Annotated in this window: 29 protein-coding genes and 1 pseudogene; 14 read left to right on the top strand and 16 right to left on the bottom strand. The window is 61.1% G+C overall.

Annotation, left to right across the window (positions count from 1 at the left end):
* Positions 1-70 precede the first annotated feature (70 nt).
* Positions 71-469: pseudogene (locus KZH41_RS10310) on the top strand (NUDIX domain-containing protein); the annotation flags it as partial.
* Between the two features lie 443 nt (positions 470-912).
* On the top strand, positions 913-1,188 hold the full coding sequence (locus KZH41_RS10305; RefSeq protein ID WP_263274770.1) for a DUF6124 family protein: 276 nt from the start codon (positions 913-915) through the stop codon (positions 1,186-1,188).
* Between the two features lie 334 nt (positions 1,189-1,522).
* On the opposite strand, the gene KZH41_RS10300 is transcribed toward KZH41_RS10305, so the two are convergent.
* The 10 genes from KZH41_RS10300 to ccmA all read right to left on the bottom strand — a co-directional run bounded on the left by KZH41_RS10300 (position 1,523) and on the right by ccmA (position 8,891).
* Positions 1,523-1,918, bottom strand: a complete 396-nt coding sequence (locus tag KZH41_RS10300; protein ID WP_094951891.1) for a hypothetical protein — start codon at positions 1,916-1,918, stop codon at positions 1,523-1,525.
* 15 nt (positions 1,919-1,933) lie between these two features.
* Positions 1,934-3,118 (bottom strand): c-type cytochrome biogenesis protein CcmI, encoded by a 1,185-nt coding sequence (ccmI, locus tag KZH41_RS10295; protein WP_263274769.1) that lies wholly within the window; start codon positions 3,116-3,118, stop codon positions 1,934-1,936.
* Positions 3,111-3,584 (bottom strand): cytochrome c-type biogenesis protein, encoded by a 474-nt coding sequence (locus KZH41_RS10290; RefSeq protein WP_065901641.1) that lies wholly within the window; start codon positions 3,582-3,584, stop codon positions 3,111-3,113. The genes ccmI and KZH41_RS10290 overlap by 8 nt, the downstream gene beginning before the upstream one ends.
* Positions 3,581-4,117: a DsbE family thiol:disulfide interchange protein gene (locus KZH41_RS10285; protein ID WP_094951889.1), complete on the bottom strand. Its 537-nt coding sequence runs from the start codon at positions 4,115-4,117 to the stop codon at positions 3,581-3,583. The genes KZH41_RS10290 and KZH41_RS10285 overlap by 4 nt, the downstream gene beginning before the upstream one ends.
* Positions 4,114-6,102 carry a heme lyase CcmF/NrfE family subunit gene (locus KZH41_RS10280; RefSeq protein WP_094951888.1) on the bottom strand — a complete coding sequence of 663 codons (1,989 nt, stop codon included), beginning with the start codon at positions 6,100-6,102 and terminating at the stop codon, positions 4,114-4,116. The genes KZH41_RS10285 and KZH41_RS10280 overlap by 4 nt, the downstream gene beginning before the upstream one ends.
* Positions 6,103-6,105: 3 nt before the next feature.
* Positions 6,106-6,573 carry a cytochrome c maturation protein CcmE gene (gene ccmE / locus KZH41_RS10275; RefSeq protein WP_094951887.1) on the bottom strand — a complete coding sequence of 156 codons (468 nt, stop codon included), beginning with the start codon at positions 6,571-6,573 and terminating at the stop codon, positions 6,106-6,108.
* The gene (gene ccmD, locus KZH41_RS10270; protein WP_094951886.1) at positions 6,570-6,746 is read right to left on the bottom strand and encodes a heme exporter protein CcmD; all 177 of its coding nucleotides are present in this window, start codon (positions 6,744-6,746) and stop codon (positions 6,570-6,572) included. Before ccmD ends, ccmE begins: the two co-directional genes overlap by 4 nt.
* Positions 6,743-7,498, bottom strand: a complete 756-nt coding sequence (locus KZH41_RS10265; protein ID WP_094951885.1) for a heme ABC transporter permease — start codon at positions 7,496-7,498, stop codon at positions 6,743-6,745. The genes ccmD and KZH41_RS10265 overlap by 4 nt, the downstream gene beginning before the upstream one ends.
* 92 nt (positions 7,499-7,590) lie before the next feature.
* Positions 7,591-8,259, bottom strand: a complete 669-nt coding sequence (ccmB, locus tag KZH41_RS10260; protein WP_003189951.1) for a heme exporter protein CcmB — start codon at positions 8,257-8,259, stop codon at positions 7,591-7,593.
* Positions 8,256-8,891 (bottom strand): cytochrome c biogenesis heme-transporting ATPase CcmA, encoded by a 636-nt coding sequence (gene ccmA, locus KZH41_RS10255; RefSeq protein WP_094951884.1) that lies wholly within the window; start codon positions 8,889-8,891, stop codon positions 8,256-8,258. The genes ccmB and ccmA overlap by 4 nt, the downstream gene beginning before the upstream one ends.
* A gap of 200 nt (positions 8,892-9,091) precedes the next feature.
* On the opposite strand from ccmA, the gene KZH41_RS10250 reads away from it, so the two are divergent.
* Together KZH41_RS10250 and KZH41_RS10245 are read left to right on the top strand one after the other, a co-directional pair.
* Positions 9,092-10,669 (top strand): flagellar hook-length control protein FliK, encoded by a 1,578-nt coding sequence (locus tag KZH41_RS10250; RefSeq protein WP_263274768.1) that lies wholly within the window; start codon positions 9,092-9,094, stop codon positions 10,667-10,669.
* Positions 10,666-10,995, top strand: a complete 330-nt coding sequence (locus tag KZH41_RS10245; RefSeq protein ID WP_025857891.1) for an EscU/YscU/HrcU family type III secretion system export apparatus switch protein — start codon at positions 10,666-10,668, stop codon at positions 10,993-10,995. Before KZH41_RS10250 ends, KZH41_RS10245 begins: the two co-directional genes overlap by 4 nt.
* A 73-nt stretch (positions 10,996-11,068) precedes the next feature.
* On the opposite strand, the gene glp is transcribed toward KZH41_RS10245, so the two are convergent.
* Together glp and moaB are read right to left on the bottom strand one after the other, a co-directional pair.
* Positions 11,069-12,256, bottom strand: coding sequence for a gephyrin-like molybdotransferase Glp (gene glp / locus KZH41_RS10240; RefSeq protein WP_094951894.1), 1,188 nt, complete (start codon positions 12,254-12,256; stop codon positions 11,069-11,071).
* A 22-nt stretch (positions 12,257-12,278) separates the two neighbouring features.
* Complete coding sequence (gene moaB / locus KZH41_RS10235; RefSeq protein WP_242155156.1) at positions 12,279-12,818, bottom strand: molybdenum cofactor biosynthesis protein B; 540 nt, start codon at positions 12,816-12,818, stop codon at positions 12,279-12,281.
* A 77-nt stretch (positions 12,819-12,895) separates the two neighbouring features.
* On the opposite strand from moaB, the gene mobA reads away from it, so the two are divergent.
* Positions 12,896-13,498, top strand: a complete 603-nt coding sequence (mobA, locus tag KZH41_RS10230) for a molybdenum cofactor guanylyltransferase MobA (protein ID WP_094951881.1) — start codon at positions 12,896-12,898, stop codon at positions 13,496-13,498.
* 79 nt (positions 13,499-13,577) lie between these two features.
* The gene (locus tag KZH41_RS10225) at positions 13,578-13,799 is read left to right on the top strand and encodes a YgdI/YgdR family lipoprotein (RefSeq protein WP_094951880.1); all 222 of its coding nucleotides are present in this window, start codon (positions 13,578-13,580) and stop codon (positions 13,797-13,799) included.
* A 55-nt stretch (positions 13,800-13,854) separates the two neighbouring features.
* Here KZH41_RS10225 and KZH41_RS10220 read toward each other — a convergent pair whose 3' ends face one another.
* The 3 genes from KZH41_RS10220 to KZH41_RS10210 all read right to left on the bottom strand — a co-directional run bounded on the left by KZH41_RS10220 (position 13,855) and on the right by KZH41_RS10210 (position 15,464).
* Positions 13,855-14,745 (bottom strand): pseudouridine synthase, encoded by an 891-nt coding sequence (locus KZH41_RS10220; RefSeq protein WP_094951893.1) that lies wholly within the window; start codon positions 14,743-14,745, stop codon positions 13,855-13,857.
* Positions 14,746-14,817: 72 nt separating this feature from the next.
* The gene (locus tag KZH41_RS10215) at positions 14,818-15,153 is read right to left on the bottom strand and encodes a transcriptional regulator (RefSeq protein WP_083359413.1); all 336 of its coding nucleotides are present in this window, start codon (positions 15,151-15,153) and stop codon (positions 14,818-14,820) included.
* Positions 15,154-15,227: 74 nt separating this feature from the next.
* Positions 15,228-15,464: a glutaredoxin family protein gene (locus KZH41_RS10210; RefSeq protein WP_094951879.1), complete on the bottom strand. Its 237-nt coding sequence runs from the start codon at positions 15,462-15,464 to the stop codon at positions 15,228-15,230.
* Positions 15,465-15,740: 276 nt separating this feature from the next.
* Here KZH41_RS10210 and KZH41_RS10205 point away from each other — a divergent pair, with 276 nt between their 5' ends.
* A complete protein-coding gene (locus tag KZH41_RS10205) occupies positions 15,741-17,459 on the top strand; it encodes a cation:proton antiporter (protein WP_242155152.1) in 1,719 nt (572 codons plus the stop codon).
* On the opposite strand, the gene KZH41_RS10200 is transcribed toward KZH41_RS10205, so the two are convergent.
* Positions 17,446-18,654, bottom strand: a complete 1,209-nt coding sequence (locus tag KZH41_RS10200) for an ammonium transporter (RefSeq protein WP_242155150.1) — start codon at positions 18,652-18,654, stop codon at positions 17,446-17,448. The two genes, KZH41_RS10205 and KZH41_RS10200, sit on opposite strands and share 14 nt — an antisense overlap.
* Before the next feature lie 358 nt (positions 18,655-19,012).
* Here KZH41_RS10200 and KZH41_RS10195 point away from each other — a divergent pair, with 358 nt between their 5' ends.
* The 7 genes from KZH41_RS10195 to KZH41_RS10165 all read left to right on the top strand — a co-directional run bounded on the left by KZH41_RS10195 (position 19,013) and on the right by KZH41_RS10165 (position 24,162).
* A complete protein-coding gene (locus KZH41_RS10195) occupies positions 19,013-19,327 on the top strand; it encodes a DUF883 family protein (RefSeq protein WP_094951875.1) in 315 nt (104 codons plus the stop codon).
* 4 nt (positions 19,328-19,331) lie between these two features.
* The gene (locus tag KZH41_RS10190) at positions 19,332-19,718 is read left to right on the top strand and encodes a phage holin family protein (RefSeq protein WP_083359418.1); all 387 of its coding nucleotides are present in this window, start codon (positions 19,332-19,334) and stop codon (positions 19,716-19,718) included.
* Positions 19,715-20,050 carry a hypothetical protein gene (locus tag KZH41_RS10185; RefSeq protein WP_242155148.1) on the top strand — a complete coding sequence of 112 codons (336 nt, stop codon included), beginning with the start codon at positions 19,715-19,717 and terminating at the stop codon, positions 20,048-20,050. The genes KZH41_RS10190 and KZH41_RS10185 overlap by 4 nt, the downstream gene beginning before the upstream one ends.
* 93 nt (positions 20,051-20,143) lie before the next feature.
* Positions 20,144-21,307, top strand: a complete 1,164-nt coding sequence (locus tag KZH41_RS10180; protein WP_094951873.1) for an EAL domain-containing protein — start codon at positions 20,144-20,146, stop codon at positions 21,305-21,307.
* 72 nt (positions 21,308-21,379) lie between these two features.
* Complete coding sequence (locus KZH41_RS10175) at positions 21,380-22,711, top strand: deoxyguanosinetriphosphate triphosphohydrolase (protein WP_094951872.1); 1,332 nt, start codon at positions 21,380-21,382, stop codon at positions 22,709-22,711.
* Between the two features lie 173 nt (positions 22,712-22,884).
* Positions 22,885-23,280, top strand: a complete 396-nt coding sequence (locus KZH41_RS10170; protein WP_094951871.1) for a response regulator — start codon at positions 22,885-22,887, stop codon at positions 23,278-23,280.
* A gap of 255 nt (positions 23,281-23,535) precedes the next feature.
* The gene (locus KZH41_RS10165; protein WP_094951870.1) at positions 23,536-24,162 is read left to right on the top strand and encodes a response regulator transcription factor; all 627 of its coding nucleotides are present in this window, start codon (positions 23,536-23,538) and stop codon (positions 24,160-24,162) included.
* Positions 24,163-24,166: the final 4 nt, after the last annotated feature.

The raw sequence follows: 24,166 nt of genomic DNA, 5'->3' as shown, positions 1-24,166 counted from the left end.
AGCTTGCCTTAAGGTATTCAGTGGCCCTGTGATTTTCTGATGGGCGCAAAAACGTGGACGACAAAACCCAATGATCATCGTCAAAGCGTGCCCCGTAGTCCTTCGAACCAGACAGTCTTTGGAAATACTGGCATTCGAACACCCCCAGGCCGGTTTCCATCTGGTCAAAGGCAGCGTAGAGCCTGGCGAAACAACAAACACCGCCGCTATTCGAGAATTGCAGGAAGAAGCTGGAATAACCGGCAAAGTTATAGGCGACTTGGGAACCTGGCATTGCGAGCTCACCCGCCAAACCTGGGCTTTTCACCAATGCTAGGTCTCGATAGACCTTCCAGATACCGCGTTCGATTTTGCAGAAGATGATGGAGGCCATGAGTTTCGATTCTTCTGGCATCCCTTGAGCAGCGAACTCACCCATGAATGGCATCCGATTTTCAAGGCCGCGCTAACCACGCTGATCGAGAGGCTTGGTGCTGACGAAAAGCTGAACAAGACTTTCCCTACGGCCAGTCATTTAACCGCTCTGCATTATGTGAACCGAGCCGTACGCAGGAGGGCCAAGCCCTGCCGGGTTTCCCATTCCCCGGTCGACCAATCTGCGTACGGCTCACCCTTTTTGATGCCGTGTTGTCATTAGGACCTGCCCTACACAGATTTCGGGTTGCGTCCGGTCAACCTCGCCGCTAACCTTCGCGGGTCGCTGCAAAATCAGCGAACGGGTGTGGTAGCCCGGTTCCTTCATAGATCCCAAAACGCTTAAGGGCGTTTTTTTGTGCGGGCTGCTTTGTGGCGGCTGTGCACGGGAGGCTTCGGCCTACCGGGTTTCTATGACCGGTCTACCACCCCGTGTACAGTCGCCTCCTTACATCGTGTGGTAGCGAGATGGAGGTGCTCATTCATAGGAGCTTCACCATGAAAAAAGTCACGCCTAACCCTCCGCCATCCCCCTCGGATGACACCCCACAAACCCCACCCGACCTCATCTTCAACGTCCGCCCCGGCCTCAGTACCGAAGTTGCCTTGAGCAATGCCAGCGAGATGCTGGAGTCCGCGACTGTGTGCGCCTACGACTGCGCCGAGCACTTGGATGGCTCAGGCCGCAAGCAAGTGCTGGCGGTGGTGCAGATGCTTGAGATTGCGCAGTTGCTGGTGGATCAAGCGCTGAATCGGGAGTGTCCCGTGGCCTGATGGCTGAGGCGATCTCCTGTGGGAGCTGGCTTGCCTGCGATGGCGGTGGGTCAGGCAATAAATGTCTGGCTGATAGGCCGCCATCGCGGGCAAGCCCGGCTCCCACACTTGGGCTTTGTTGTTGGCGCGAATGCATGTCAACGCTTGCGAAAAAACCGGACCGTGAAGAGATCCCCTGTGGGAGCGGGCTTGCTCGCGAAGGCGGCAGGTCAGTCACCGCATCTTAGGCTGACACTCCGCTTTCGCGAGCAAGCCCGCTCCCACATTTGATCTTCAGTGTTTGAAGGGGTGTATTTCAAGGATATGAAAAAGGCGACCCGAAGGTCGCCTTTTGTCATTGCGCGTACTGCTTGCTCAACCCCGGCGGCACGCCGTGCACATCCGTCTCTTCCCATGGCCCATTCGGGCTGATGGAGCGGCTCCAGCCGTTGCTCCAGCGGTAGTAGGTGCGCTGGCGGTAGAAGGTGTCGGGCTGTTCTTCCAGCACATACACCTGCATCTTGCCGTCCCAGTGGCTGGCGGCGCCCGGTGGCGGGGCGAAGGTTGGCGATTTGCTCGGCACCGGTTTCGGCGGCGGGGTTACCGGGCCGGAAGGTTGGGTGCTCGGCTGGGTCGAGGGGCCCGACGGTGGGATGGTCGGGCCGGTGGGCGCCCCAGGTGGCCGATGGACCGCACAAGCGCTCAAGCCGAGTACCAGGCTGAGCAAGGTGATGCGTGCAAGAGCGGTCATAGGCGTTTCCTCGAATTACTTATCCGGACGGTCGATGGTCAGCTGCTGCGTGGCAGTGGTGCTGCTGGCCAAGGGTTGGCTGCGGCCGATCCACTCGCCAGCGGTTGGAACACCTGCCCGGGATATGCGCGCAACCAGTTGGACTTCGGCGAAGTTCGACAGTTTCAACTGCGGCATCATCGCGTCCGCATCGCCCAGCTCGACGGTGACCGGCAGTTCGGCGACGGTGACGCGCTTGGCCGCCAACGGCGCTGGCGGGCCGCTGACCGCACGGGCGAAGATAAACACGCTGTCGGTTGGCAGGGCTTTGGCCTTGACCTCGGCGGACAAGTCGACACGCACTTTCATCACGGTTTTTTGCGCCACGGTGCCGCCGGTGTCCTTGAGCTTCTCGGCCGCGCGATCAATCCCGCCTTGCAGCGCGACACGGGAATTGTCTTGCGGTGGCAACTGCGCCAGCAGGCGGTTCCAGTAGTCGATGGCTTCCTGATAACGCTGGCCTTCAAAGGCGGCGATACCCAGCAGGCCAAGGCTGGTGACTTCCTTCGGATCGAGCTTCAAGGCTTCATCGGTCAGCGCCTGCACCTTGGGCGACCACTGCTTGTTGTCGGCAAAGTACTGCGCCTGCGCCCACTGGCCGAGCAATTCCGGCTGGCGACCGGCCAGGGCCACGGTGCGTTCGAAGACTTTCGCTGCATCGGCCGAACGGTCCTGAGCCATGTAGGCGCGACCGAGGAAGTACAAGCCTTCCGGCGAATCCGGCTGAGCAGCGGCGGCACGTTCCAGGCGCTGGGTCATGTCTTGCATGGACACCGGCGGCTGGGCGAATTCACGGGTCAGTGCGACCTTGTCGCTCGCCCCGTAATGCAGGTACAGCGCAATGCCCAGGACCGGCACTAGAAAAGCCGCCAAAAACGGCAGCGGTTTGCCCAGGCGCGATTCGCGGGGCTTTTCCACACCTTCGGTGTCGGCCAGCAATTCGCGGGCAGCCTCGGCGCGGCCGGTGTCGAGTTGCACGGCATTGAGCACGCCTTCGTCCTGCTGCACTTGCAACTCGGCCACGCGTTCTTGGTAGAGCGCCACGTTCAGCGCGGTGCGATCCTCTTCTCGCTGGGCACGGCGGCCGCGCAATACAGGGATCAACAGGAAACTCAGGGCAATCAGGAGCAGCAACCCTGCGGCGAGCCAAAAATCAATCATCAGTCTTGGTGTCCAGCAATTGGTCGAGGCGTTTGCGCTCTTCAGGAGAGAGCGCGTCGGAACCATCAGTAGGTGCGGCGCGGCGACGGCGTACGATCACAGCCATGACCACCACGCCGGCCAGCAACAGCCCGGCGGGGCCGAACCAGAGCAGCGCGGTCTTGCCGGTGAGGGCCGGTTTGTAGCGCACAAAATCGCCGTAGCGGTCGACCATGAAGTCGATGATCTGCTGGTTGTCCTTGCCCTCCCCCAGCATGCGAAAGATCTCTTTGCGCAGGTCGGCGGCGATGGGCGCGTTGGAGTCGGCGATGTCCTGGTTCTGGCACTTGGGGCAGCGCAGTTCCTTGGTCAGTTCGCGAAAACGCTCACGGTCACCGTCCTTGGCGAATTCGTAGGTGTCGATGGCGGCGTGGGCCACGCCGGCCAATCCGAGTGCGAGAACAGCAGCGGCTAACAGGCGCTTCATGGCTTGGCCTCATCGACCAGCGCCTGGTACTTGGCGGCGAGTTGCTCGCGCCACACCACTTCGTCGATCACGCCGACGTACTTGTCACGGATCACGCCTTTGGCATCGATAAAGAAGGTTTCCGGGGCGCCGTACACGCCAAGGTTCAAACCGAGGTTGCCGTCTTCATCGCGAATATCCAGCAGGTACGGGTTATGAAACTCCGCCAGCCACTTCAAGGCCGCCGCATTGTCGTCCTTGTAGTTGATGCCGTAGATCACCACACCCTTCTCGGCAAGCTTGTTCAGCACCGGGTGCTCGACCCGGCACGAGATGCACCAGGTCGCCCACACGTTGACCAGCGCCGGTTTGCCCAGCAGGTCGGCCTGGGTCAGGGTCTTGTCGCCCTGCACCGTCTTCAGGCTGAACGCCGGGAACGGCTTGCCGATCATCGCCGAAGGCAGCTCGGCCGGGTCCAGGTACAAGCCGCGATACAGGAACACCGCCATCACCAGAAAGGCCGCCAGCGGTAACACCATCAACCAACGCTTCATGCCGCCGCTCCTTGCAGACCGAGGGCTTCACGCACCCGGCTCTTGACCTTGACCCGATAACGCCGGTCCAGCGCGGCCAGCAAGCCCCCAAACCCGGTGAGCAAACCGCCGAACCAGATCCAGCGCACGAACGGTTTCACATGCACGCGCACGGCCCAGGCGCCGTCGCCCAGCGGTTCACCCAGCGCCACATAGAGGTCGCGGGTGAAACCGGCGTCGATGCCGGCCTCGGTCATCATTGAGTTTTGTACGGTGTACAAGCGTTTTTCCGGGTGCAGCACGGCCACTTCCTTACCCTTGCGCACGACACGCACAGTGCCTTTGTCCGACGTGAAGTTCGGCCCTTCGAAGTGCTTGGCGCCTTCAAAAATGAAGTGGTAACCGGCCAGGTCCATGGACTCGCCCGGCGCGAGGCGCAGGTCGCGTTCGGCGCTGTTCTGGCTGGAGAGCACCACGCCCAAGGCGCACACGGCGATGCCGATGTGGGCGATCTGCATGCCCCAGTAGCTGCGGGTCAGGGTTGGCAGGCCTTTGATCAGGCCTTTGTGGCGGGTCTTGTCGGCGATATCGCGCACGCCGGCCAGCAATACCCAAGCGGCGAGCAGGAAGGTGGCAAGCACTGCCCAATTGAAGTCACCGTAGGCAAAGCCTGCGATCACCGCCAAGGCCACACTGCCGAGTAGCACCGGCATCAACATGCCCACCAGCCATTTCACCGGGGTGTCTTTCCAGCGCACCAGCATGCCGACCGCCATCACCACCATCAACAGGCCCATCAACGGGATAAACAACGCGTTGAAGTACGGTGGGCCCACGGACAGCTTGGCACCGCTCAACGCATCCAGCGCCAGCGGGTACAAGGTGCCAAGCAGGATCATCGACGCGGCCACCACCAGCACCAGGTTGTTGCCCAGCAGCAAGGTTTCCCGCGACCACAGGTTAAAGCCGACCTGGCTCTTGACCACCGGCGCACGCAGGGCGAACAAGGTGAGTGAGCCGCCGACTACAAACAGCAGGAAGATCAGGATGAATACGCCGCGCGCAGGGTCGGAAGCAAACGCGTGCACCGAGGTCAACACACCCGACCGCACCAGGAACGTGCCGAGCAGGCTGAGGGAAAATGCGGCAATCGCCAGCAGCACCGTCCAGCTTTTGAACACGCCGCGTTTTTCGGTAACCGCCAGCGAGTGAATCAGCGCGGTGCCTACCAGCCATGGCATGAACGAGGCGTTTTCCACGGGGTCCCAGAACCACCAGCCGCCCCAGCCGAGTTCGTAATAGGCCCACCACGAGCCCAAGGTGATGCCGATACCGAGGAACGCCCAGGCCACAATGGTCCACGGCCGCGACCAGCGCGCCCAGGCCGCATCGAGGCGCCCGCCGAGCAAGGCGGCGATGGCGAAGGCGAAGGCTACCGAGAAACCGACGTAACCCATGTAGAGCATCGGCGGGTGCACGATCAGGCCGATGTCTTGCAGCAGCGGGTTGAGGTCATGCCCGTCCACCGGGATCTGCGGCAGCATGCGGCTGAACGGGTTGGAGGTCATGATCAGGAACAACAGGAAGCCGATGCTGATCATGCCCATCACCGCCAGCACCCGCGCCAGCATGACTTGCGGCAGTTGGCGCGAGAACACCGACACCGCGAAGGTCCAACCGCCGAGGATCAAGGCCCACAGCAGCAACGAACCTTCGTGGGCGCCCCACACGGCGCTGAACTTGTAGTACCAAGGCAGCGCGCTGTTGGAGTTGTTGGCGACATAGGCGACGGAAAAGTCGTCGGTCATGAAGGCGTAGGTCAGGCAACCAAACGCGAACAGCAGAAAGGCAAACTGGCCCCAGGCGGCTGGCTGCGCCAGGCTCATCCACAGGCGGTCGCCGCGCCAGGCGCCGAGCAACGGCACGATGGCCTGGACGACGGCAAAGCACAGGGCGAGGATCATCGCCAACTGGCCCAACTCCGGAATAAACAGTGCGGACGTCATGGCTTAGCCCTCCTTCGCAGGCTGTGAAGTTGCGCTCGGGGCGGATTGGCCGCTGTCTTTCAAAGCTTTGGTGACCTCGGGCGGCATGTATTTCTCATCGTGCTTGGCCAGTACTTCATCGGCCACCACCACGCCATCGGCGTTGAGCTTGCCCAAGGCGACGATGCCCTGGCCTTCGCGGAACAGGTCCGGGAGGATGCCGCGATAGGTGATGGTCACGGCCTTGTTGAAGTCGGTGACCACGAAAGTCACGTCGAGGGAATCGCCGGAACGCTTCAAAGAGCCCTTCTCTACCATGCCGCCGGCGCGGATACGTGTGTCGACAGGCGCTTCGCCATTGGCGATCTGGGTCGGGGTGTAAAACAGGTTGATGTTCTGCTGCAAGGCGCTCAAGGCCAGGGTCACGGCTATGCCGACGCCGGCCATGATGGCAAGGATGATCAACAGACGCTTTCTACGCAGCGGATTCACTTATCGGTCTCCCGGCGCAAACGACGCGCCTCTTGTTGCAGGTAACGCTTGCGGGCCAGGATCGGCGCGGCGACGTTGAGGGCCAGTACGGCAATGCAGATGCCGTAGGCCGTCCAGACATACAGGCCGTGGTGGCCCATGGCGAGAAAATCACTGAAAGAGTTGAAGCTCATCCACGCGCTCCCAGGCTGTTTTGCACTTCGGCCTTGACCCAACTGGTGCGGGCTTCACGCTTGAGCACTTCCAAGCGCATGCGCATCAGCAGCACGGCGCCGAAGAAGCAGTAGAACCCCAGCACCATCAGCAGCAGCGGCGCCCACATTTCCACGGGCATGGCCGGCTTTTCGGTGAGGGTGAAGGTGGCGCCCTGGTGCAGGGTGTTCCACCACTCCACCGAGTATTTGATGATCGGGATGTTGATCACGCCGACGATGGCCAGTACCGCGCAGGCTTTGGCGGCGCTGTCGCGGTTGCTGATGGCATTGCCCAGGGCGATCAGGCCGAAGTACAGAAACAGCAGGATCAGCATGGACGTGAGGCGCGCATCCCACACCCACCAAGAGCCCCAGGTCGGTTTGCCCCAAATCGCGCCGGTGACCAGCGCCACGGCGGTCATCCACGCGCCGATGGGCGCGGCGCATTGCAGGGCCACGTCGGCCAGCTTCATCTTCCACACCAGGCCGACGATGCCGCACACCGCCAGCATCACGTAGCAGGACTGCGCCAGCATCGCGGCGGGCACGTGGATATAGATGATGCGAAAGCTATTGCCTTGCTGGTAGTCCGGCGGCGCGAAGGCCAGGCCCCAGACCAGGCCGGTGCCGATCAGCAACAGGGCTGCGATGCTCAACCACGGCAGCAGCTTGGCGCTGATGCCGTAAAACCATTTGGGCGAGCCGAGCTTGTGAAACCAGGTCCAGTTCATTGCTGTTTCCATCACGGTGGCTTCTCGTCAGGCAAGAAGCTCAGGGCCTTTCTTATGTTGAAGAGCTGATTATGTCGCTTAACCAGACCTCATTATTCGCCGACGCTGATCTTCAGGCCAGCCGCTATAGCAAAGGGTGTCAGGGTTACCGCCAGGGCGGTCAGGCTGCCAAGCCACAAGAGGTAACCGGTCGCCGGCATGCCCATGAGCGCGGCCTGCAAGGCACCGCTGCCCAGGATCAACACCGGGATGTACAAAGGCAGAATCAGCAGGGCCAACAACAGACCGCCCCGCTTCAAACCGACGGTCAACGCTGCGCCCACCGCCCCCAACAGGCTGAGCACCGGCGTGCCGAGCAACAAGGAAAGCAGCAATACCGGCAGGCATTCGACGGGCAAGCCCAGCATCATCGCCAGCAGCGGTGAGAGCAAGACTAGCGCCAAGCCGGAAAAAGCCCAGTGTGCCAGTACCTTAGCCAGTACCAGAAGTGGCAGAGGGTGCGACGAAAGGACCCACTGCTCAAGAGAACCGTCTTCAAAATCACTGCGGAACAGCCCGTCCAGCGAGAGCAGGACGGATAAAAGCGCTGCTACCCACACTAACCCTGGGGACAAGGTTTGCAACAGTTTAGTCTCGGGTCCGACCGCCAACGGGAACAGCGCGATGACGATGGCGAAAAATACCAGTGGGTTGGCCAATTCAGCCGGGCGACGGCACAACAGCCGCGCTTCACGGGCGACCAACAGGGCGAACACACTCATACCGACCACCGGCCCAAGTCCAGGTCACGGTAACCGGCGGGCATGCGTGTCAGGGTGTGGTGAGTCGTGAGCACCACCAAGCCGCCCTGCTCGCAGTGCCGGGCCAGGTGCTCTTCAAGCTGGGCGACCCCTTGTTTGTCGAGGGCGGTGAAGGGTTCGTCGAGAATCCACAATGGCGGGCCCGGCAGGTACAAACGCGCCAGGGCCACGCGGCGTTGCTGGCCGGCGGACAGGGTGTGGCAGGGCACGTCTTCAAAACCCTTGAGGCCGACAGCCGCCAGCGCTTGCCAGATGGCGTCGCGGGAAGCCGGGTGATGCAGGGCGCTGAGCCAGCTGAGGTTTTCTTCCGGCGTGAGCACGTCCTTGATGCCGGCAGCGTGGCCGATCCAGACAAGGTTGCGGGCCAACTCCGTGCGTTGTTCGTTGAGTGGCTTGCCGTTCAGTCGCACCTCACCGGCCGTCGGCTGCATCAAACCGGCCAGCAGGCGCAGCAAACTGGTCTTGCCGCTGCCGTTCGGGCCGCTGATTTGCACCATGTCGCCGCCCGTCAGACGCAGTTCGAGGTGCTCGAACAGCAGTCGCAGGTCGCGTTCACAGGCAAGCGCTACGGCTTCAAGAAGAGGGCTGGTCAAGAGATCGCGGGCCTTTACGGTTCAAGTCGGCGGTGCAGCGGCCGTTATAGAGAGATGCACAATAACGGCTTTGGCGACCGATTTTAGAGAGCTGGATCAAATAGTTGTGAGGTTTTTACCGCTCTCTTTGCAGACGGGCGGCATTATACATGTGATGCCCTACTCTAAAGAGGGCAATTTCCCCAGAGACGACGCGCACGATGACCGGTGAGATCAACCTTCCTACGCTGCCTCCTGCCCCGGTGACCAGCCCTGCCCCGCTGCCGCCGACCGGTGAGTTGCTCAAGCTGCTGGAGCCGCAGACCGGCCTGATCAACCCTGGGAAAACCGTCAACGCCGAGGTGATTGCGCTTAAACAAGGCGGCGAAGCCTTTCAGCTGTTGCTCAAGTTGACCCTCGAAGGCGGCCGCCAAACCTTGGTGCAGGCCAGCAGTGCCCAGCCTTTGCCGTTGGGCAGTAACGTGGCGGTTAGCCAGACACCAACCGGCAACCTGACCATCACCTTGCAGCAAGCTTTGAGCGCCAATGTGGCGGCCCTGACCCGCATCGACACCACGCAAATGCCGGAGGGCACGCTGTTGCAAGCCAAGGTGCTGACCACGCAGATGCTGCCGCAAGGCACCACACAACCGGCCATCTACCGCTCGCTGGTCACCGTGCTCAATAACGCCCTGGCCGGCACCACGCTAACGCTCGAAAGCCCGCAACCGCTGCGGGTCGGCAGCTTGCTCAGCGCCGTAGTGCAAAACGCGCAGACCTTGAACTTCGTGCCGTTGAGCGGGCTCAAGGATCAATTGGCCGTCGCGCAACAGCTCTCGACCCAGCAAAGCCGCCAGGGCTCGCTGGATGCAGTGTTCACCGCGCTGCAAAACCTGCCACGTGGCGACAGCACCTCGGCCGACCTGCGCGCGGCTGCCGACCGCTTACTCGCGGCCTTGCCCGACCTGGCCCAAGTCAGCAATCCCAAGGTGCTGGCGCAAGTGATCCAGAACAGCGGTGCCTTTTTAGAAGCCAAATTACTCGCCGGGCAAAACCCGCAAATTCCGCCATTGGACATGAAGGGCGCACTGTTGCGCCTGGTCGCCGACCTGCTGCCGGCCCTGCCCGCCAGCATCAATCTGAGTGCGATCCTGGCCGCCAATACGCTGGCCCAGGTGTTGCCCAACTTCGTGCGCAGCCCGCTGAACACGCTCGGCCAGGTCAGCGCCAAACAAATACCCGCCGGCTTCCCATTGCCCGAACGGCTGATGGCGAAACTGGAAGGCGAAGGTGACCTGGAAAACCTGCTGCGCCTGGCCGCCGGGGCGATTTCGCGCCTGCAGAGCCACCAACTGTCGAGCCTGGAACAGACCGGCACCACCGCCGACGGCCGCCTGCAAACCACCTGGCAGTTGGAAATTCCCATGCGCACCCTGCAGGACATCGTACCGTTGCAGGTCAAGTTCCAGCGCGAAGAACCGGCGCCGGACAAAGACCAGCCCGAGCGCAAAGACAAAAAAGACCCCAAACAGATGCTCTGGCGCGTCGAGCTGGCCTTCGACATGGAGCCGCTGGGGCCATTGCAGGTTCAAGCGCAACTGACGCAGGGCAAATTGTCCAGCCAGCTATGGGCCTCTCGGCCGTTTACGGCCAGCTTGATCGAGAGCCACTTAACCAGTTTGCGTGAGCGCCTGGTGACCTCGGGCATCAATGTTGGCGATCTGGATTGCCACCTCGGCACCCCGCCACGCGGGCCAAGAACCGGCCTGGAACAGCGCTGGGTGGATGAAACCGCATGAAAAACCCTACCCCGCCGCGCCAGGCGATTGCCCTCAAGTACGACGGCCAGCAAGCGCCGACCCTGACGGCCAAGGGTGACGATGCCCTGGCCGAAGCCATCCTGAAGCTGGCGCGAGAAAATGAAGTGCCTATCTATGAGAATGCCGAGCTGGTCAAGCTGCTGGCGCGCATGGAACTGGGAGACAGTATCCCGGAGGAGTTGTACCGCACGGTGGCGGAGATCATTGCGTTTGCGTGGACGCTGAAGGGCAAGTTCCCGGTGGGGTATGACCCGGATGCGGGGCCAGTGGAGCGGGATGTGACCGAGCGTGGGGATGATTACTAAAGACTCGGACCCCATACCCCTTGTGGCGAGCGGGCTCGCCACTACAAGCCCTCCCACATTTAGATCTCTATTGTCAGTTCAGGACTTCGCTCAGGGGAATGAAATAGACGCGGTCGCCGATAGCCAACGTCGTCCCTTCCAGCACCTCCACAAACCCTTCGGCCCACGCCGCGCTGCGCAGTACGCCGGAGCTCTGGTTGCGGTAGATGATCGCCTTGCCCTGCTCGATCCGCCCGCGCAGGTATTCGCGACGGTTGCCGGGTTTGGGCCATACGAACCCTGCCGGTACTTCGAACCGCAGCGGTTCGACGTCTTGCACACCTTGGCGGCGCAGCAGATAAGGCCGCGCCAGCAGCGCAAAGGTCACCAGGGTCGAGGCTGGGTTGCCAGGCAGGCCGATCACCGGCACACCGCGAAAGTGGCCGAAGGTCAATGGTTTACCGGGTTTGATCGCCAGCTTCCACAGGGCCAGTTCGCCCTCTTCGCGCAGGGCGATACCGAGGAAGTCCGCCTCGCCCACTGACACACCGCCAGTCGACAGAATCAGGTCGACATTGCCCAGGTCCGCCAGGCGTTTGCGGGTTTTTTCCAGGTCATCCGGCAGAATCCCGGCATCAATCACTTCACAGCCCATTCGCGCCAACCAACTGCACAGCACGCGACGGTTGCTGTTGTAGATCTGGCCCGGGCCCAGCGGCAGGCCGGGCTCGATCAACTCGTCACCGGTAGAAAGCACGGCCACGCGCACCCGGCGCACCACGTTCAGGCGGTCGTGGCCCAGGGACGCAGCCAGGCCCAGTTCGATCGGGCCCAAGCGCGTGCCCGCGGTCAACACCAACTCGCCTACAGTAGTTTCCTGGCCTTGCGGGCGGATGTTCTGGTCCACCTGTAGCGGCTCGGTGAAGCTCACGCGCTCGTCGGCGTGGACCACGGCGTTTTCCTGCATCTCCACGCAATCGGCGCCTTCGGGCACTGGCGCCCCGGTAAAGATGCGCGCGCAGGTGCCGGCGGCCAAGGGCTGCGGCGCCTGGCCTGCGAAGATGCGCTGGCTGACGGGCAAGGGCTCGCCGACCCAGTCCGCAAGGCGCAGGGCGTAACCGTCCATGGCGCTGTTGGGCCAAGGCGGCAGGTCGAGGGTGGAGACTAAATCCTGCGCCAGCACGCGGCCGTCGCAGTCGGCCAAGGGCAGTACGTGCGGCTCACGGATCGGCGCGGCTTCGGCCATGTCCAGCAGTTGACGCAACGCGTCTTCCACCGGCATCAGCGCGCCGGTCTTGCCGGGCTTACCCACGGGATTGGCAGGGTTCGGCCTGCTTCAGGTGAGGGACGAAGTTGCACGGGCGGTGGCGGTTATCCAGTTGCTCGGCAAGGATGCCGTCCCAGCCGGTGCGCACCGCGTTGGTGGAGCCCGGCAGGCAGCACACCAGCGTGCCATTAGCCAGGCCGGCCAGCGCGCGCGATTGCACAGTGGAGGTGCCGATATCGGCCACGGAGATCTGGCGGAACAACTCGCCAAAACCGTCGACCTGTTTGTCCAGCAGGCAACTTACCGCTTCGGGCGTGCTGTCGCGGCCGGTGAAGCCGGTGCCGCCGGTGATCAGCACCACTTGCACCACGTCTTCGGCGATCCAGTGGGCGACTTGGGCGCGAATCTTGTAGAGATCGTCCTTGAGCAGCACGCGCTCGGCCAGGCTGTGGCCGGCGGCGGTCAGCCGGTCGACGAAGACCTGGCCCGAGGTGTCGGTGTCCAGGGTGCGGGTGTCGCTGACGGTCAGTACAGCAATATTCAGGGGTACGAAGGGCGCATCAGCCTTGGCGTTCATGGCTCGGTCCGGTTGTCGAAGGAACAGCCCGATGTTATATCACACAGGCCCTATTTACCTGCCCCAGCGGAACCGCCATGTCTCTCGATGCTTCGCCCCTGCCCTGTTCGATTTTGCTGCTGGCCGGTGGCCGCGGCCAACGCATGGGCGGCCAGGACAAAGGCCTGCTGCCCTGGCATGGCCAGCCCCTGATCGCGCACTTGCAGCGCCTGACACGGCCGCTCACGGATGACTTGATCATCTCGTGCAACCGCAACCATGACCACTATGCGCCCTATGCCGACCAGTTGGTGAGTGACGACAGCCCGGACTTCCCCGGCCCGCTGGCAGGCATCCGCACCGGATTAGCCGCCGCGCGTCATGCGCATTTGCTGATACTGCCGTGTGATGTGCCAAACATCGACGTGGGACTGCTCACCGACCTGCGTGAGATTGCACGCCGCAACCCGCAGCTACCGGTGATGGTGCGCCATGGTGAGTTCTGGGAACCCTTGATCTGCATCATCCCGACATACCTGCAAACCGAGGTAAAACGGGCCTGGGACGCCGGCGAACGTAGCCCCCGCAAGCTTTTTTTGCACCTGGGTGGCGTGGGCCTGGAGTGCCCGGCTGAAGACCCGCGCCTGGCCAACTTGAATACACCGAAGCTGTTACACCCAGGCATCGGCGTGTCAGAATGAACCTCGAACAAGGAACTTTGTCGGCGCCGCGCGCGTCACAAGGTCAGCAATTTAAAAGAATTCTCTCGGAGACACACACATGACTCAACGGACCATCGCCGCTCTCATGCTTGCACTGGGCCTCGCCACGCTTGCCGGTTGCGCCTCGCCTACAGTGATCACCCTGAATGACGGTCGCGAAATCCAGGCCGTCGACACCCCTACATACGACAAGGCTTCGGGCTTCTATGAGTTCAAACAACTTGACGGTAAGCAGACCCGCATCAACAAAGATCAGGTTCGCACCGTTAAAGACCTGTAAGTCTTAGCGTTTGCCAACAAGGCCCGCCATGTGCGGGCCTTGTCGTTTCTGGGGGTTACCAGTCGAGGGTGATCTGGCTGCGAAAATCACGCTGTTCGCCGGTCACCGGGTCGATAAAGCGTACGCCTTGGGCCAGCAGTTTGAGCGGGTTGGCGTAGTCGTCCTCGGCGTCCTTGATCACGTCAGGGTAGAACGGGTCATTGCAGATACTCGCCCCAAGCGCGGTCATGTGCACCCGCAGTTGGTGCTTCTTGCCGGTCACGGGGAATAGGCCGTAGCGCCATAGGTCGCCGTTTTTCTCACGTACTTCCACGGCAGTTTCAGTGTTGCTGGCGCCGGGCCCTTCCTGCATGCGGAAGAACGGCTCGCCATCCACCAGACGGCTTTTGTGCACCCTGGGGAAGGTCAGGTTCGGCAAGGCTGGGGCGATGGCTTCGTAGAATTTGTCGATGCGACGCGTAGGGAACAGCTGTTGATACGCCGAACGGCTTTGCGGGTTGGCGCTGAACAGCACCAGCCCTGCGGTGTGCCGGTCGATACGGTGCAAGGGCACCAAAGACGGGTTATCCAGGCGACGGATCAAACGGCGCAGCAGGGTCTGCTCGACGTACTCACCGGCTGGCGTCACCGGCAGAAAGTGCGGTTTGTCGGCGACCACCAGGTGCTCGTCGGCGTACAGGATGGTTTCCTGAACCGGGATCACCTTTTCATTCGGCACTTCGCGGAAGTAGTAGATGCACAGGCCTTCCTTGTAGGCCAGGCCCAGGCTGATCGGCGTACCGTTGATGTCGAGTACCCGACCACGGGCGATGCGGTCCAGCCAGTGTTCACGGCTGATCGCCGGGAAGTGCTCGCACAGGCAGTCCAGCACCGTCGCCCAGGGGCCAGGCGGCAAATACAGCGTGCTGGCTTGGTGTTGCGAAGCGGAAAAACCGGATGTGGACATGAAAATGCTCGAGGCCTGGAAAATCAGGCAGGCATTATCCCGCATGGAGCACGATGGAGCCTAGGGCGGATCTCAGGCCTTGGCCAATTGCGCGCGCAGGACCGGCGAGGCGCTGGCGGCGTCGGTGAATTCCTTGAGCCAGCGCAGCACGTCCACCGCTTCCCAGCGGCCAGGATCGTAAAGCGCGTACAGCAAGCCCTGATAACCCACCACATCCAACTGCTTGTGGTAACCGGCGCGCTGGAACAACGCCTCGATCTCGGCAAAGCAGGTATTGAAATGCACTTTATTAAACGGCGTCTTGCCTTCCGTGACCAGACCATCGAGGCGCAGCTCGTTCACCGCGTCGCGCACGACGTCGGCGGACATGCGATTGACGCTGCTTTTCAGTTGTTCAACATTCACCACGGGCGTTCCCTCTATTCCATCACTGTACAAGCATACAGTAACGTAATATTTGGAAACCCACCATCGGAGAAAACTTAAGAAAGGAAGGCAACAATCTGTCCAGTGTCGAATGGCCAGTCCAGTTCTGCCCCGGTATCCACCCGGCGAAGCACCGGAATCCGCAGGCCGTAGGCTTCGGTCAGATCATCGGGGTCGGTGATATCCACCAGTTCTACCAGCAACCCATGTTCGACGAGTGGCATGATTTCGACTTCGGCGATCTCACAAAGATGGCAACCCAGGGTGCCGAATAACTGGCATTCAGGAAGCATGGCGAATGGGCCTGATCAGAAAGTGGGACTTTATTCTATGCCCAGCGAATACCTGTGGCGAGCGGGCTTGCCCCGCGTTGGGCTGCGAAGCGGCCCCAGTGCGGCTGATGCGGCTTCCCGGTTAAAACTTGCTCACAGGTTTTCAGGCCGCTTCGCGCCCCAACGCGGGGCAAGCCCAGTTAACCCACACAACCCCTGACACAGATCAGCATGGCCTATAACTGATTCAGCGATTCTCGCGCCTTTTTGTCCATTCAACCTGCAAGGAAGCTGCTCGTGTTCGCCAACCTGCTGATCATTCTGGCCTCATCCCTGGTGGTGATTGCGCTGTTTCGCCGGCTGCAACTGCCGCCCGTGCTGGGCTACCTGTGCGTGGGCCTGGCTGTGGGGCCCACCGCACTGGACTGGGTGAATGACAGCGAAGACCTGCCCGACCTCGCCGAACTGGGGGTGGTGTTCCTGCTGTTTTCCCTCGGGTTGGAGTTTTCCCTGACCAAGATGCTCGCGCTGCGCAGCGTGGTGTTTGGCCTGGGCAGTTTGCAGGTACTCGGTTGCGGGGTGTTGTTGGGCGGCGTGCTGATGGGCTTCGGCCTGGCACCTGGCGTCGCGCTGTTGCTCGGCGCGGGCTTGGCGCTGTCCTCCACGGCTATCGTCAGCAAGGAGTTGACCAGCCTTGGGGAAATCTTCAGCAGCCATGGCCAGAACGCGATTGGCGTGTTGCTGTTCCAGGACGTGGTGGCGGTGTTGCTGCTGACGTTGGTGCCGGTGTTTGCCGGTAGCAGCGAGCAAGCCTGGTATTGGGCGCTGCCGCTGACCCTGGGCAAAACCGTGTTGTTGTTCGTCGGCCTGCTATTGGCCAGCCGCTGGTTACTGCCACGTCTGTTCCATGAAGTCGCCGCTTCGCACTCGGCAGAGTTGTTTGTGCTGTTGGCGCTGGTGATCGTGTTGCTTACCGCCTGGCTCACGCATTTGCTGGGCCTCTCCCCTGCGCTCGGCGCTTTTCTGGCCGGCATGCTGTTGGGGGAAAGCCACTACCGGCATCAGATCGAAGCGGATATCCGGCCGTTTCGCGACATTCTGCTGGGGCTGTTTTTCGTCAGCATCGGCATGCTTATCGACCTGCAGTTATTCATCAGCCACAGCCTGTTGATCCTCGGCCTGACCCTCGCACTGATGCTAATCAAGGGCTGCGTCGTGGCGGCCCTGGTCAAGCTGCGCGGCAGCGACAGTGAAACCGCGTGGCGCAGCGGCCTGGCCCTGGCGCAAGGGGGCGAGTTCTGTTTTGCGTTGATGGCACAGATGCAACAGAGCCAGCTGATCCCGGACGAATTCAATGGGTTGCTGCTTGCCGCCACTTTCTGCTCGATGTTGCTGACCCCGCTGTTACTGCGCGCGGCCCCCACGCTTGCCCTGCGCCTGCACCGCAAGCCCAATCAGCAGGTGCAGCTGGAAGAAATCACCGCACTCAATGCCGAGTTACGCGGCCACGCCGTGATTTGCGGGTACGGTCGGGTCGGGCAGTCCATCGGTCGATTTCTACGCCAGGAGCAACAGGCGTTTATCGCCCTGGATGACGACCCCGAGCGTGTGAATGAAGCCGCCACCGAAGACAGCAGCGTGCATTACGGCGACTGCCGCCGTGGTGCCCTGCTCTGCGCGGTCGGCCTGGAACGTGCGCGGTTGGTGGTCATCGCCGTGGATAACAGCGATGTCGCCCTGACGGTGCTGAAAGAGGCGAGAAGGATCAACCCACAGGTCCCCATCCTCGTGCGCACTCGCGATGACAGCCAACTGGCTGAGCTGAAAGCGGCAGGCGCCAGTGAAGTGGTGCCTGAGCTGTTGGAGTCGAGCTTGATGCTCGCCTCTCACGCCTTGATCCTGCTGGGCCTGCCGGACCAACAGGTGCAAGCGCGGGTGAATGAGGTGCGGCATAGCCGCTATCGCCTGCTGCACGGTTTCTACCCGGAGAGAGAAGCACCGATTAATCCTGACTGACCGAGCCAATCTTGTGGATCGACAGGTCCGCGCCGTAGTACTCCTGCTCCTGGCTCAGGCGCAGCCCGTGCACACGCTTAATCACGCCATACACCAGCAGGCCGCCGAGCAGCGCCACCACCACGCCAAGGGCGGTGCCGATCAACTGGCTGATCAGGCTTACGCCACCCAGGCCGCCGAGGGCGGTTTGGCCAAAGATGCCGCATGCGATGCCGCCCCACACGCCGCATAGGCCGTGCAACGGCCACACACCTAGCACGTCGTCGATCTTCCAGCGATCCTGGGCCGCGATGAAGCACCACACAAACAAACCGCCGGCGACCGCACCGGTGACCAGCGCGCCCACCGGGTGCATCAGGTCGGAGCCGGCGCAAATCGCCACCAGCCCGGCGAGCGGGCCGTTATGCAAAAAGCCCGGGTCATTACGACCGATCACCAAGGCGGCGACCGTGCCGCCGACCATCGCCATCAGCGAGTTAACCGCCACCAGCCCGCTGACGCCGTTGAGGGTTTGCGCACTCATTACGTTAAAGCCGAACCAGCCGACAATCAGGATCCACGAGCCCAGCGCCAAAAACGGAATGCTCGACGGCGCGAAGGCCACCAGCCGCCCTTCACGGTATCGCCCGTTACGCGGCCCCAGCAGCAACACGGCCGCCAGCGCCAGCCAGCCGCCCATGGCGTGCACCACCACGGAGCCGGCAAAGTCATGGAAACTGGCACCAAAGGTCGCCAGCAGCCAGGCTTGCAGGCCGAAGTTGCCGTTCCAGACTATGCCTTCAAAAAACGGGTAGATAAACGCCACGATCAGCGCGGTGGCGCACAGCTGCGGGGCGAACTTTGCCCGTTCGGCAATGCCCCCGGAAATGATCGCCGGAATGGCCGCGGCGAACGTCAGCAGGAAGAAGAACTTCACCAGGCCATAGCCATGATCGGCACTGAGCACCGCGGCCGGTTGCATGAAGCTCACGCCGTAGGAGATCCAATAGCCTATAAAGAAATAGGCCAGGGTGGAGATGGCAAAGTCGCTGAGGATCTTCGACAAGGCATTCACCTGGTTTTTCTGGCGCACGGTGCCGACTTCCAGGAACGCGAAGCCGGCGTGCATGGCCAGGACCATGACCGCGCCGATCAGGATGAACAGGGTGTTGGAGCTGTGGACGAGGGTGTCCACTGCACTTTGCAAATTTTCCATGGAGGTTGGCAGGCCTGCAATAAGGCAAAAAGCACCAAAGCGGTTCAAGCCAGGGTTTCGCGCACTAAATTGGCACCACCGGCCCCGCCCCTCTTCAGAGGGCGTGAACCGCTTTAGCGCAGCGATCAACACAACAGGCCGTTGCCGACAGGGTTTTTCCGCGAGTTTCAGTTATTTAGGGTAAGGTTTTTGTAGGCATTCGCCTCAACCGCCCGGATTCAGCGCAGGCCCCGGGGCCTGCGCACCAAGGCAAAGCAAAAGCTGTACCAGACAATTGCAGTGAACCTTCACCGATACTGGTGACTCGAAAACTGACGTAACTAAAATATGTACAGATCAGCCAATCACGGAGATACCCATGGCCAGAAGAACTGCAAAGACTGCGCAAGAAATACTGATGGCGGATTTTCAAACCCTGGTCAGTGACACTGAAAGGTTGCTGGACGACACCGCCGTGCTGGCCGGTGACCAGGCTGATGAGCTGCGCACCAAGATTCACGAAAGCCTGCTCAAGGCCCGCGAAACCCTGCAACTGACCGAAGACTCCCTGCGCGAACGCGGCCAGGCGGCCGTCACCGCCACCGAAGATTACGTGCAAGCCAACCCTTGGCAGTCGGTGGGCATTGCCGCCGGCGTGGGCTTTTTGATCGGTCTGCTGGCTACAAGGCGCTAATACCATGTCTATCGGCGAATCCGGCTCGTCCACGAGCTCAAGCTCCACTTCCCGACGCCTGGGCGCGGCCGTTCTGGGCTTGCTGCACAGCCACGTCGAATTGTTTGGCATAGAGTTGCAGGAGCAGAAATCCCGCACGGTCAGCTTGTTGTTGTTTGCGGGCCTGGCACTGGTGTTCGCCTTGCTGTTGCTGGTGGGGTTATCGGCACTGGTGATGATTCTGGTGTGGGACACCTACCGCCTCACCGGGATTATCAGCCTGTGCGTGTTCTACACCCTGGCCGCGGCCTTCTGCGGTGTGCGCTTGAAAGCGGCGATATTCGATGAATCAACGCCCTTCCACGCCACCCTCGAAGAGCTGGCCAATGATCGGGAGCGCCTGCTGCCATGAGCTTGACTGAAATCCCGCAAAACACTTCCCGCCGGGAAATGCGCAAGGCGTTGATCCGCCTGCGCATGGAAATGCACCGCCAGGAGATTCGCCACGAGTCCCAGCAACTCATGGTGCCCCTGAATAAAGTGCGCGACCTGCGCCACAACTGGCAGGACAGCCTGGGCATCAAGCACGCGCCGCTGTGGGGCGTGGCAGCGGTGACGCTGATGGGCTTTTTCACCGGCAAAGGTGCCAAGGGCGGCAGTATCAGCAGCCTGACGCGCCTGGTGCGGTTGGGGGCCGGTTTGATCCCGCTGATCAAATTGGCCATGGCAGGGCGCAAGCGTTAAGCGCTGCTGGCTGCATTCTTGCAAACAGAATCGGCCCGGCCCTCGTCACTGAGGGCCGGGCCTTTTTTTCGCCGACGTTTTTAAGGAGGCCCCGTGATCGACGGGCAACCGCTCGCCTGTTTCCAGCCATTTATCGACACTGCCACTGGGCGCATCGCCGGCGTCGAGGCCCTCGGCCGCCTGCGCCAGGCGGATGACAGCTTGCAGTCGGTCGGCCCACTGTTCGCCGACCGACGCACGCCTGGTGTGGCTTTGCGCCGCCTCGACCGGCAGATCCGCGACAATGCCTTGAGCCGCCTGCACGAGGCGCCCGAAGACTGGTTCCTCAGCCTGAACATCTCCCCACGCTGGATCAACCGCCTGCGTCCCGGCCAAGCCTTGCCCAGCTTGAAGCAGGTGCATGCGCACGGCGTTGACCCGCAGCGCATAGTGTTCGAGATCACCGAACTGGGCGGCGACATCCAGCGCCTGGCCGACGTGGTGGCGCGTTATCGCGAGGCCGGAGCACGCATCGCCATTGATGACTTCGGCGCCGGCTATTCGCAGCTCGACCGGGTGCTGGCGTTGCAGCCAGATATTCTCAAGTTGGACATGCGCCTGTTCCAGGAAGCGGCCAAGGGCGGGCCGAGCAGCGAGGTGGTACGGGCACTGGCGCAAATGGCCGAAAAGACCGGCTGTTGGATCATCGCCGAGGGCGTGGAAACCGAGGCACAGTTGAGCTTCGCCCTGGAATGCGGCGCGCGCTACGTACAGGGCTATCTGTTTGCCCAGGCGCAGTTAGACTGGTTTTCCGCCGATGCCTTCGTGGCGCGCTTTGCCCAACTGCGCACGGTTTACGTGAAGCAAAAACTCGCCGAGCGCGGCCGTATCATGCAGTTGCGCCTGAAACTGGCCGAGCTGATGAAGATCCTGCAGGCTTGGGCACAGGGCCAGGCGCCGCTTGATCAATTACCGCAATTGCCGGACTTCCCCTGGTTGCTGCGTTTTTACCAGTGCGACCGCCATGGCACTCAACTCACGCCCAACTTCGAATGGCGCCAGGACGCCTGGCAGGCCGACAGCCGTTACCTGGGGCATAACTGGTCGTGGCGGCCCTACTTCTATCATTTGCTCGCCGAAGGCTGGGAGGAACGACGCCTGACGCTGTCCTCGACCTACCGCGATGCCACCACCAACCAGTATTGCCTGACCGCCGGACAATTCTTCAATAACGGTCAGCGTTTGCTGTTAATCGATATTGATGCGGTCGGCCTGTAGATTTTCGCTTGCTCCGCCAAGGCGGAACCGGGAAGCTGGGCGGTGTCATTCACCACACGGAGAGCACCCGCCTTGGATTGGCCCACCCTGCTTAACCGCGAGCGTCTTGGAAAGCCCCTGCATAGCCCGGAAGAACTGGGCCGCAGCCCGTTCCACAAGGACCACGACCGCATTATTTTCTCTGGCGCGTTCCGCCGCCTGGGCCGCAAGACCCAAGTGCACCCGGTGTCCAGCAACGACCATATCCACACCCGCCTGACCCACTCCCTGGAAGTCAGCTGTGTGGGCCGCTCCCTCGGCATGCGCGTTGGCGAAACGCTGCGCAGCGCCCTGCCCGACTGGTGCGACCCGAGCGACCTGGGCATGGTGGTGCAATCGGCCTGCCTGGCCCATGACATTGGTAACCCACCGTTCGGGCATTCCGGTGAAGATGCCATTCGGCACTGGTTCCAACAGGCGGCGGGTCGTGGCTGGCTGGATGACATGAGCACCGCCGAGCGCAATGACTTCCTCAATTTCGAAGGCAATGCCCAAGGCTTTCGCGTACTGACTCAGCTTGAATACCACCAGTTCGACGGTGGCACCCGCCTGACCTACGCCACCTTGGGCACGTACCTGAAATACCCCTGGACCGCCCGTCACGCGGACTCGCTGGGCTACAAGAAGCATAAGTTCGGCTGCTACCAGAGCGAGCTGCCGATCCTTGAGCAGATCGCCAGTAAGCTCGGCCTGCCACAGCTGGAAGAACAACGCTGGGCCCGTCACCCGCTGGTTTACCTGATGGAGGCGGCAGACGATATCTGCTACGCCTTGATCGACCTCGAAGACGGCCTGGAAATGGAGTTGCTGCAATATGCCGAGGTCGAGTCATTGCTGCTCGACCTGGTGGGCGACGACCTGCCTCAGACGTACCGGCAACTGGGTTCCCAGGACTCGCGCCGACGCAAGCTGGCGATCCTGCGTGGCAAGGCCATCGAACACCTGACCAATGCCGCCGCGCGGGCCTTTGTCGAACAACAGGATGCCTTGCTCGCCGGCACGCTCCCAGGCGATCTGGTGGAGCACATGCATGGCCCCGCCAAGCGTTGCGTTCTGGATGCCAAGGACATGGCCCGCAAGAAAATCTTCCAGGACAAGCGCAAGACCCTGCATGAAATCGGCGCCTACACCACGCTGGAAATCCTCTTGAACGCCTTTTGCGGCGCAGCGCTGGAGCAGCATGGCGGGCGCACGCCGTCGTTCAAGAACCGGCGCATCCTCGACTTGCTGGGTAACAGTGCACCTAACCCGCACGGGTCGTTGCACGCCTCGTTCCTGCGCATGATCGACTTTATCGCCGGCATGACCGACAGCTACGCCACCGAGATGGCACGGGAGATGACGGGGCGTTCCAGCCCACAGTGAACAGACTGGTCACGCCGCCTGTTGCCCGAACAGATTTTACCTACGACGGGAACAGAGCGGCCTGATCGAATTCGCACAGCCACTCAAGGAATAATCGCGCACGCTTCTGGCGGACCTGGCGAGTAATTCCTACGCCCTACCCCATCGACGCTTGACTGACACGTGTGCCTCTTATGCCCAGACTCGCTCTTCGAATCCTATTGGTGGAGGATCACCCCTTTCAGCTCCTGGCCACTCAGTGCCTGCTCAACAGTTTCGGTTTTAACCAACTGAGCCTCGCCGAAAATGCTGAACAGGCCATCCGCGTAATGTCACAGTCCGAGGCGCCCTTTGACCTCATGCTATGCGACCAATGCCTGCCTGATTTACCTGGGTTGGAACTGGTGGAAATCGCCAGTCGGCGACACTTTATAAGGGGCGCGATTCTACTGAGCGGGCTGCCTCTTGCGGAACTGTCTAACCTGACCACCCAAGCCTTGCAACGCAACCTGCCACTGCTTGGCTATTTATTAAAACCCCTAAACAAAGACGAACTGGCAACGTTAATAGCGCCACTACTCCATTTATAAATGTAGGACTTTAAACGCGCCCACTTACGAAAGATCACCTGAAAACCTCAGCTAAACCCCTCGCACCGCTCCTGAATGCATGATTCCAATAATTGCTTACACCTACCGACACAAAGCCTTACCAGCCGGTGGGCAGTTACCTTTTTTTATGTAGGAATTCTCTTGTTTTATACCTACTCCCTCCAAGGCTCATGCTCCTCCCTCATCTTCTGAGCTAATGTGCCCGCTTTATTTGCACTTGCATGGAATGTGATTATGAACACAGTTTTTATCATTGATGACCACCCCGTTATCCGGTTGGCAATTCGGATGTTGTTGGAACATGAAGGTTATAAAGTCGTCGGTGAAACGGACAACGGCTGTGATGCAATACAAATGGTTCGCGAATGCCTGCCGGACCTGATCATCCTGGATATCAGTATTCCTAAACTTGATGGCCTCGAGGTACTGTGCCGATTCAACGCCATGAGCACATCCATGAAAACCCTGATTCTCACCGCCCAAAGCCCGACGCTGTTCGCCACGCGGTGCATGCGCTCGGGCGCCGATGGCTATGTGTGCAAGGAAGGTGACCTGAGCGAGCTGCTGAGCGCCATCCGCGCGGTGCTCTCCGGCTACAACTATTTCCCCAGCCAGGCATTGAATGCCAATGGCACCGACGGCAAGGATTACCTGGAACTTGAATTATTCAAGACGGTAAATGACCGAGAACTGATGGTCTTGCAACTTTTTGCACAAGGTCGCACCAACAAAGAAATAGCCAAAGGCATGTTCTTAAGTAACAAGACAGTAAGCACTTACAAAAAAAGGCTGATGCAAAAACTTAAAGCCAAATCCTTGGTAGAACTTATCGAGATGGCAAAACGAAACGCGCTAGTGTGAGAAA

This window comes from Pseudomonas sp. YeP6b, assembly GCF_025642995.1.
In the GTDB taxonomy this organism is placed as follows: domain Bacteria; phylum Pseudomonadota; class Gammaproteobacteria; order Pseudomonadales; family Pseudomonadaceae; genus Aquipseudomonas.
This window is presented reverse-complemented; position numbering and strand designations above follow the sequence as displayed.

Coding starts and splice junctions, on each gene's coding strand:
- KZH41_RS10265 (WP_094951885.1), bottom strand. CDS start 7,498: ATGAACTGGACCTGGTTTCACAAGCTCGGCTCGCCCAAATGGTTTTAC.
- KZH41_RS10220 (WP_094951893.1), bottom strand. CDS start 14,745: ATGTCCACATCCGGTTTTTCCGCTTCGCAACACCAAGCCAGCACGCTG.
- mobA (WP_094951881.1), top strand. CDS start 12,896: ATGTCTCTCGATGCTTCGCCCCTGCCCTGTTCGATTTTGCTGCTGGCC.
- moaB (WP_242155156.1), bottom strand. CDS start 12,818: ATGAACGCCAAGGCTGATGCGCCCTTCGTACCCCTGAATATTGCTGTA.
- KZH41_RS10210 (WP_094951879.1), bottom strand. CDS start 15,464: ATGCTTCCTGAATGCCAGTTATTCGGCACCCTGGGTTGCCATCTTTGT.
- KZH41_RS10300 (WP_094951891.1), bottom strand. CDS start 1,918: ATGACCGCTCTTGCACGCATCACCTTGCTCAGCCTGGTACTCGGCTTG.
- ccmB (WP_003189951.1), bottom strand. CDS start 8,259: ATGAGTGTGTTCGCCCTGTTGGTCGCCCGTGAAGCGCGGCTGTTGTGC.
- KZH41_RS10195 (WP_094951875.1), top strand. CDS start 19,013: ATGGCCAGAAGAACTGCAAAGACTGCGCAAGAAATACTGATGGCGGAT.
- KZH41_RS10185 (WP_242155148.1), top strand. CDS start 19,715: ATGAGCTTGACTGAAATCCCGCAAAACACTTCCCGCCGGGAAATGCGC.
- KZH41_RS10170 (WP_094951871.1), top strand. CDS start 22,885: ATGCCCAGACTCGCTCTTCGAATCCTATTGGTGGAGGATCACCCCTTT.
- ccmD (WP_094951886.1), bottom strand. CDS start 6,746: ATGAGCTTCAACTCTTTCAGTGATTTTCTCGCCATGGGCCACCACGGC.
- KZH41_RS10250 (WP_263274768.1), top strand. CDS start 9,092: ATGACCGGTGAGATCAACCTTCCTACGCTGCCTCCTGCCCCGGTGACC.
- KZH41_RS10200 (WP_242155150.1), bottom strand. CDS start 18,654: ATGGAAAATTTGCAAAGTGCAGTGGACACCCTCGTCCACAGCTCCAAC.
- KZH41_RS10290 (WP_065901641.1), bottom strand. CDS start 3,584: ATGAAGCGCCTGTTAGCCGCTGCTGTTCTCGCACTCGGATTGGCCGGC.
- glp (WP_094951894.1), bottom strand. CDS start 12,256: ATGCCGGTGGAAGACGCGTTGCGTCAACTGCTGGACATGGCCGAAGCC.
- KZH41_RS10280 (WP_094951888.1), bottom strand. CDS start 6,102: ATGACGTCCGCACTGTTTATTCCGGAGTTGGGCCAGTTGGCGATGATC.
- KZH41_RS10245 (WP_025857891.1), top strand. CDS start 10,666: ATGAAAAACCCTACCCCGCCGCGCCAGGCGATTGCCCTCAAGTACGAC.
- KZH41_RS10305 (WP_263274770.1), top strand. CDS start 913: ATGAAAAAAGTCACGCCTAACCCTCCGCCATCCCCCTCGGATGACACC.
- KZH41_RS10190 (WP_083359418.1), top strand. CDS start 19,332: ATGTCTATCGGCGAATCCGGCTCGTCCACGAGCTCAAGCTCCACTTCC.
- KZH41_RS10285 (WP_094951889.1), bottom strand. CDS start 4,117: ATGAAGCGTTGGTTGATGGTGTTACCGCTGGCGGCCTTTCTGGTGATG.
- KZH41_RS10225 (WP_094951880.1), top strand. CDS start 13,578: ATGACTCAACGGACCATCGCCGCTCTCATGCTTGCACTGGGCCTCGCC.
- KZH41_RS10165 (WP_094951870.1), top strand. CDS start 23,536: ATGAACACAGTTTTTATCATTGATGACCACCCCGTTATCCGGTTGGCA.
- ccmI (WP_263274769.1), bottom strand. CDS start 3,118: ATGATTGATTTTTGGCTCGCCGCAGGGTTGCTGCTCCTGATTGCCCTG.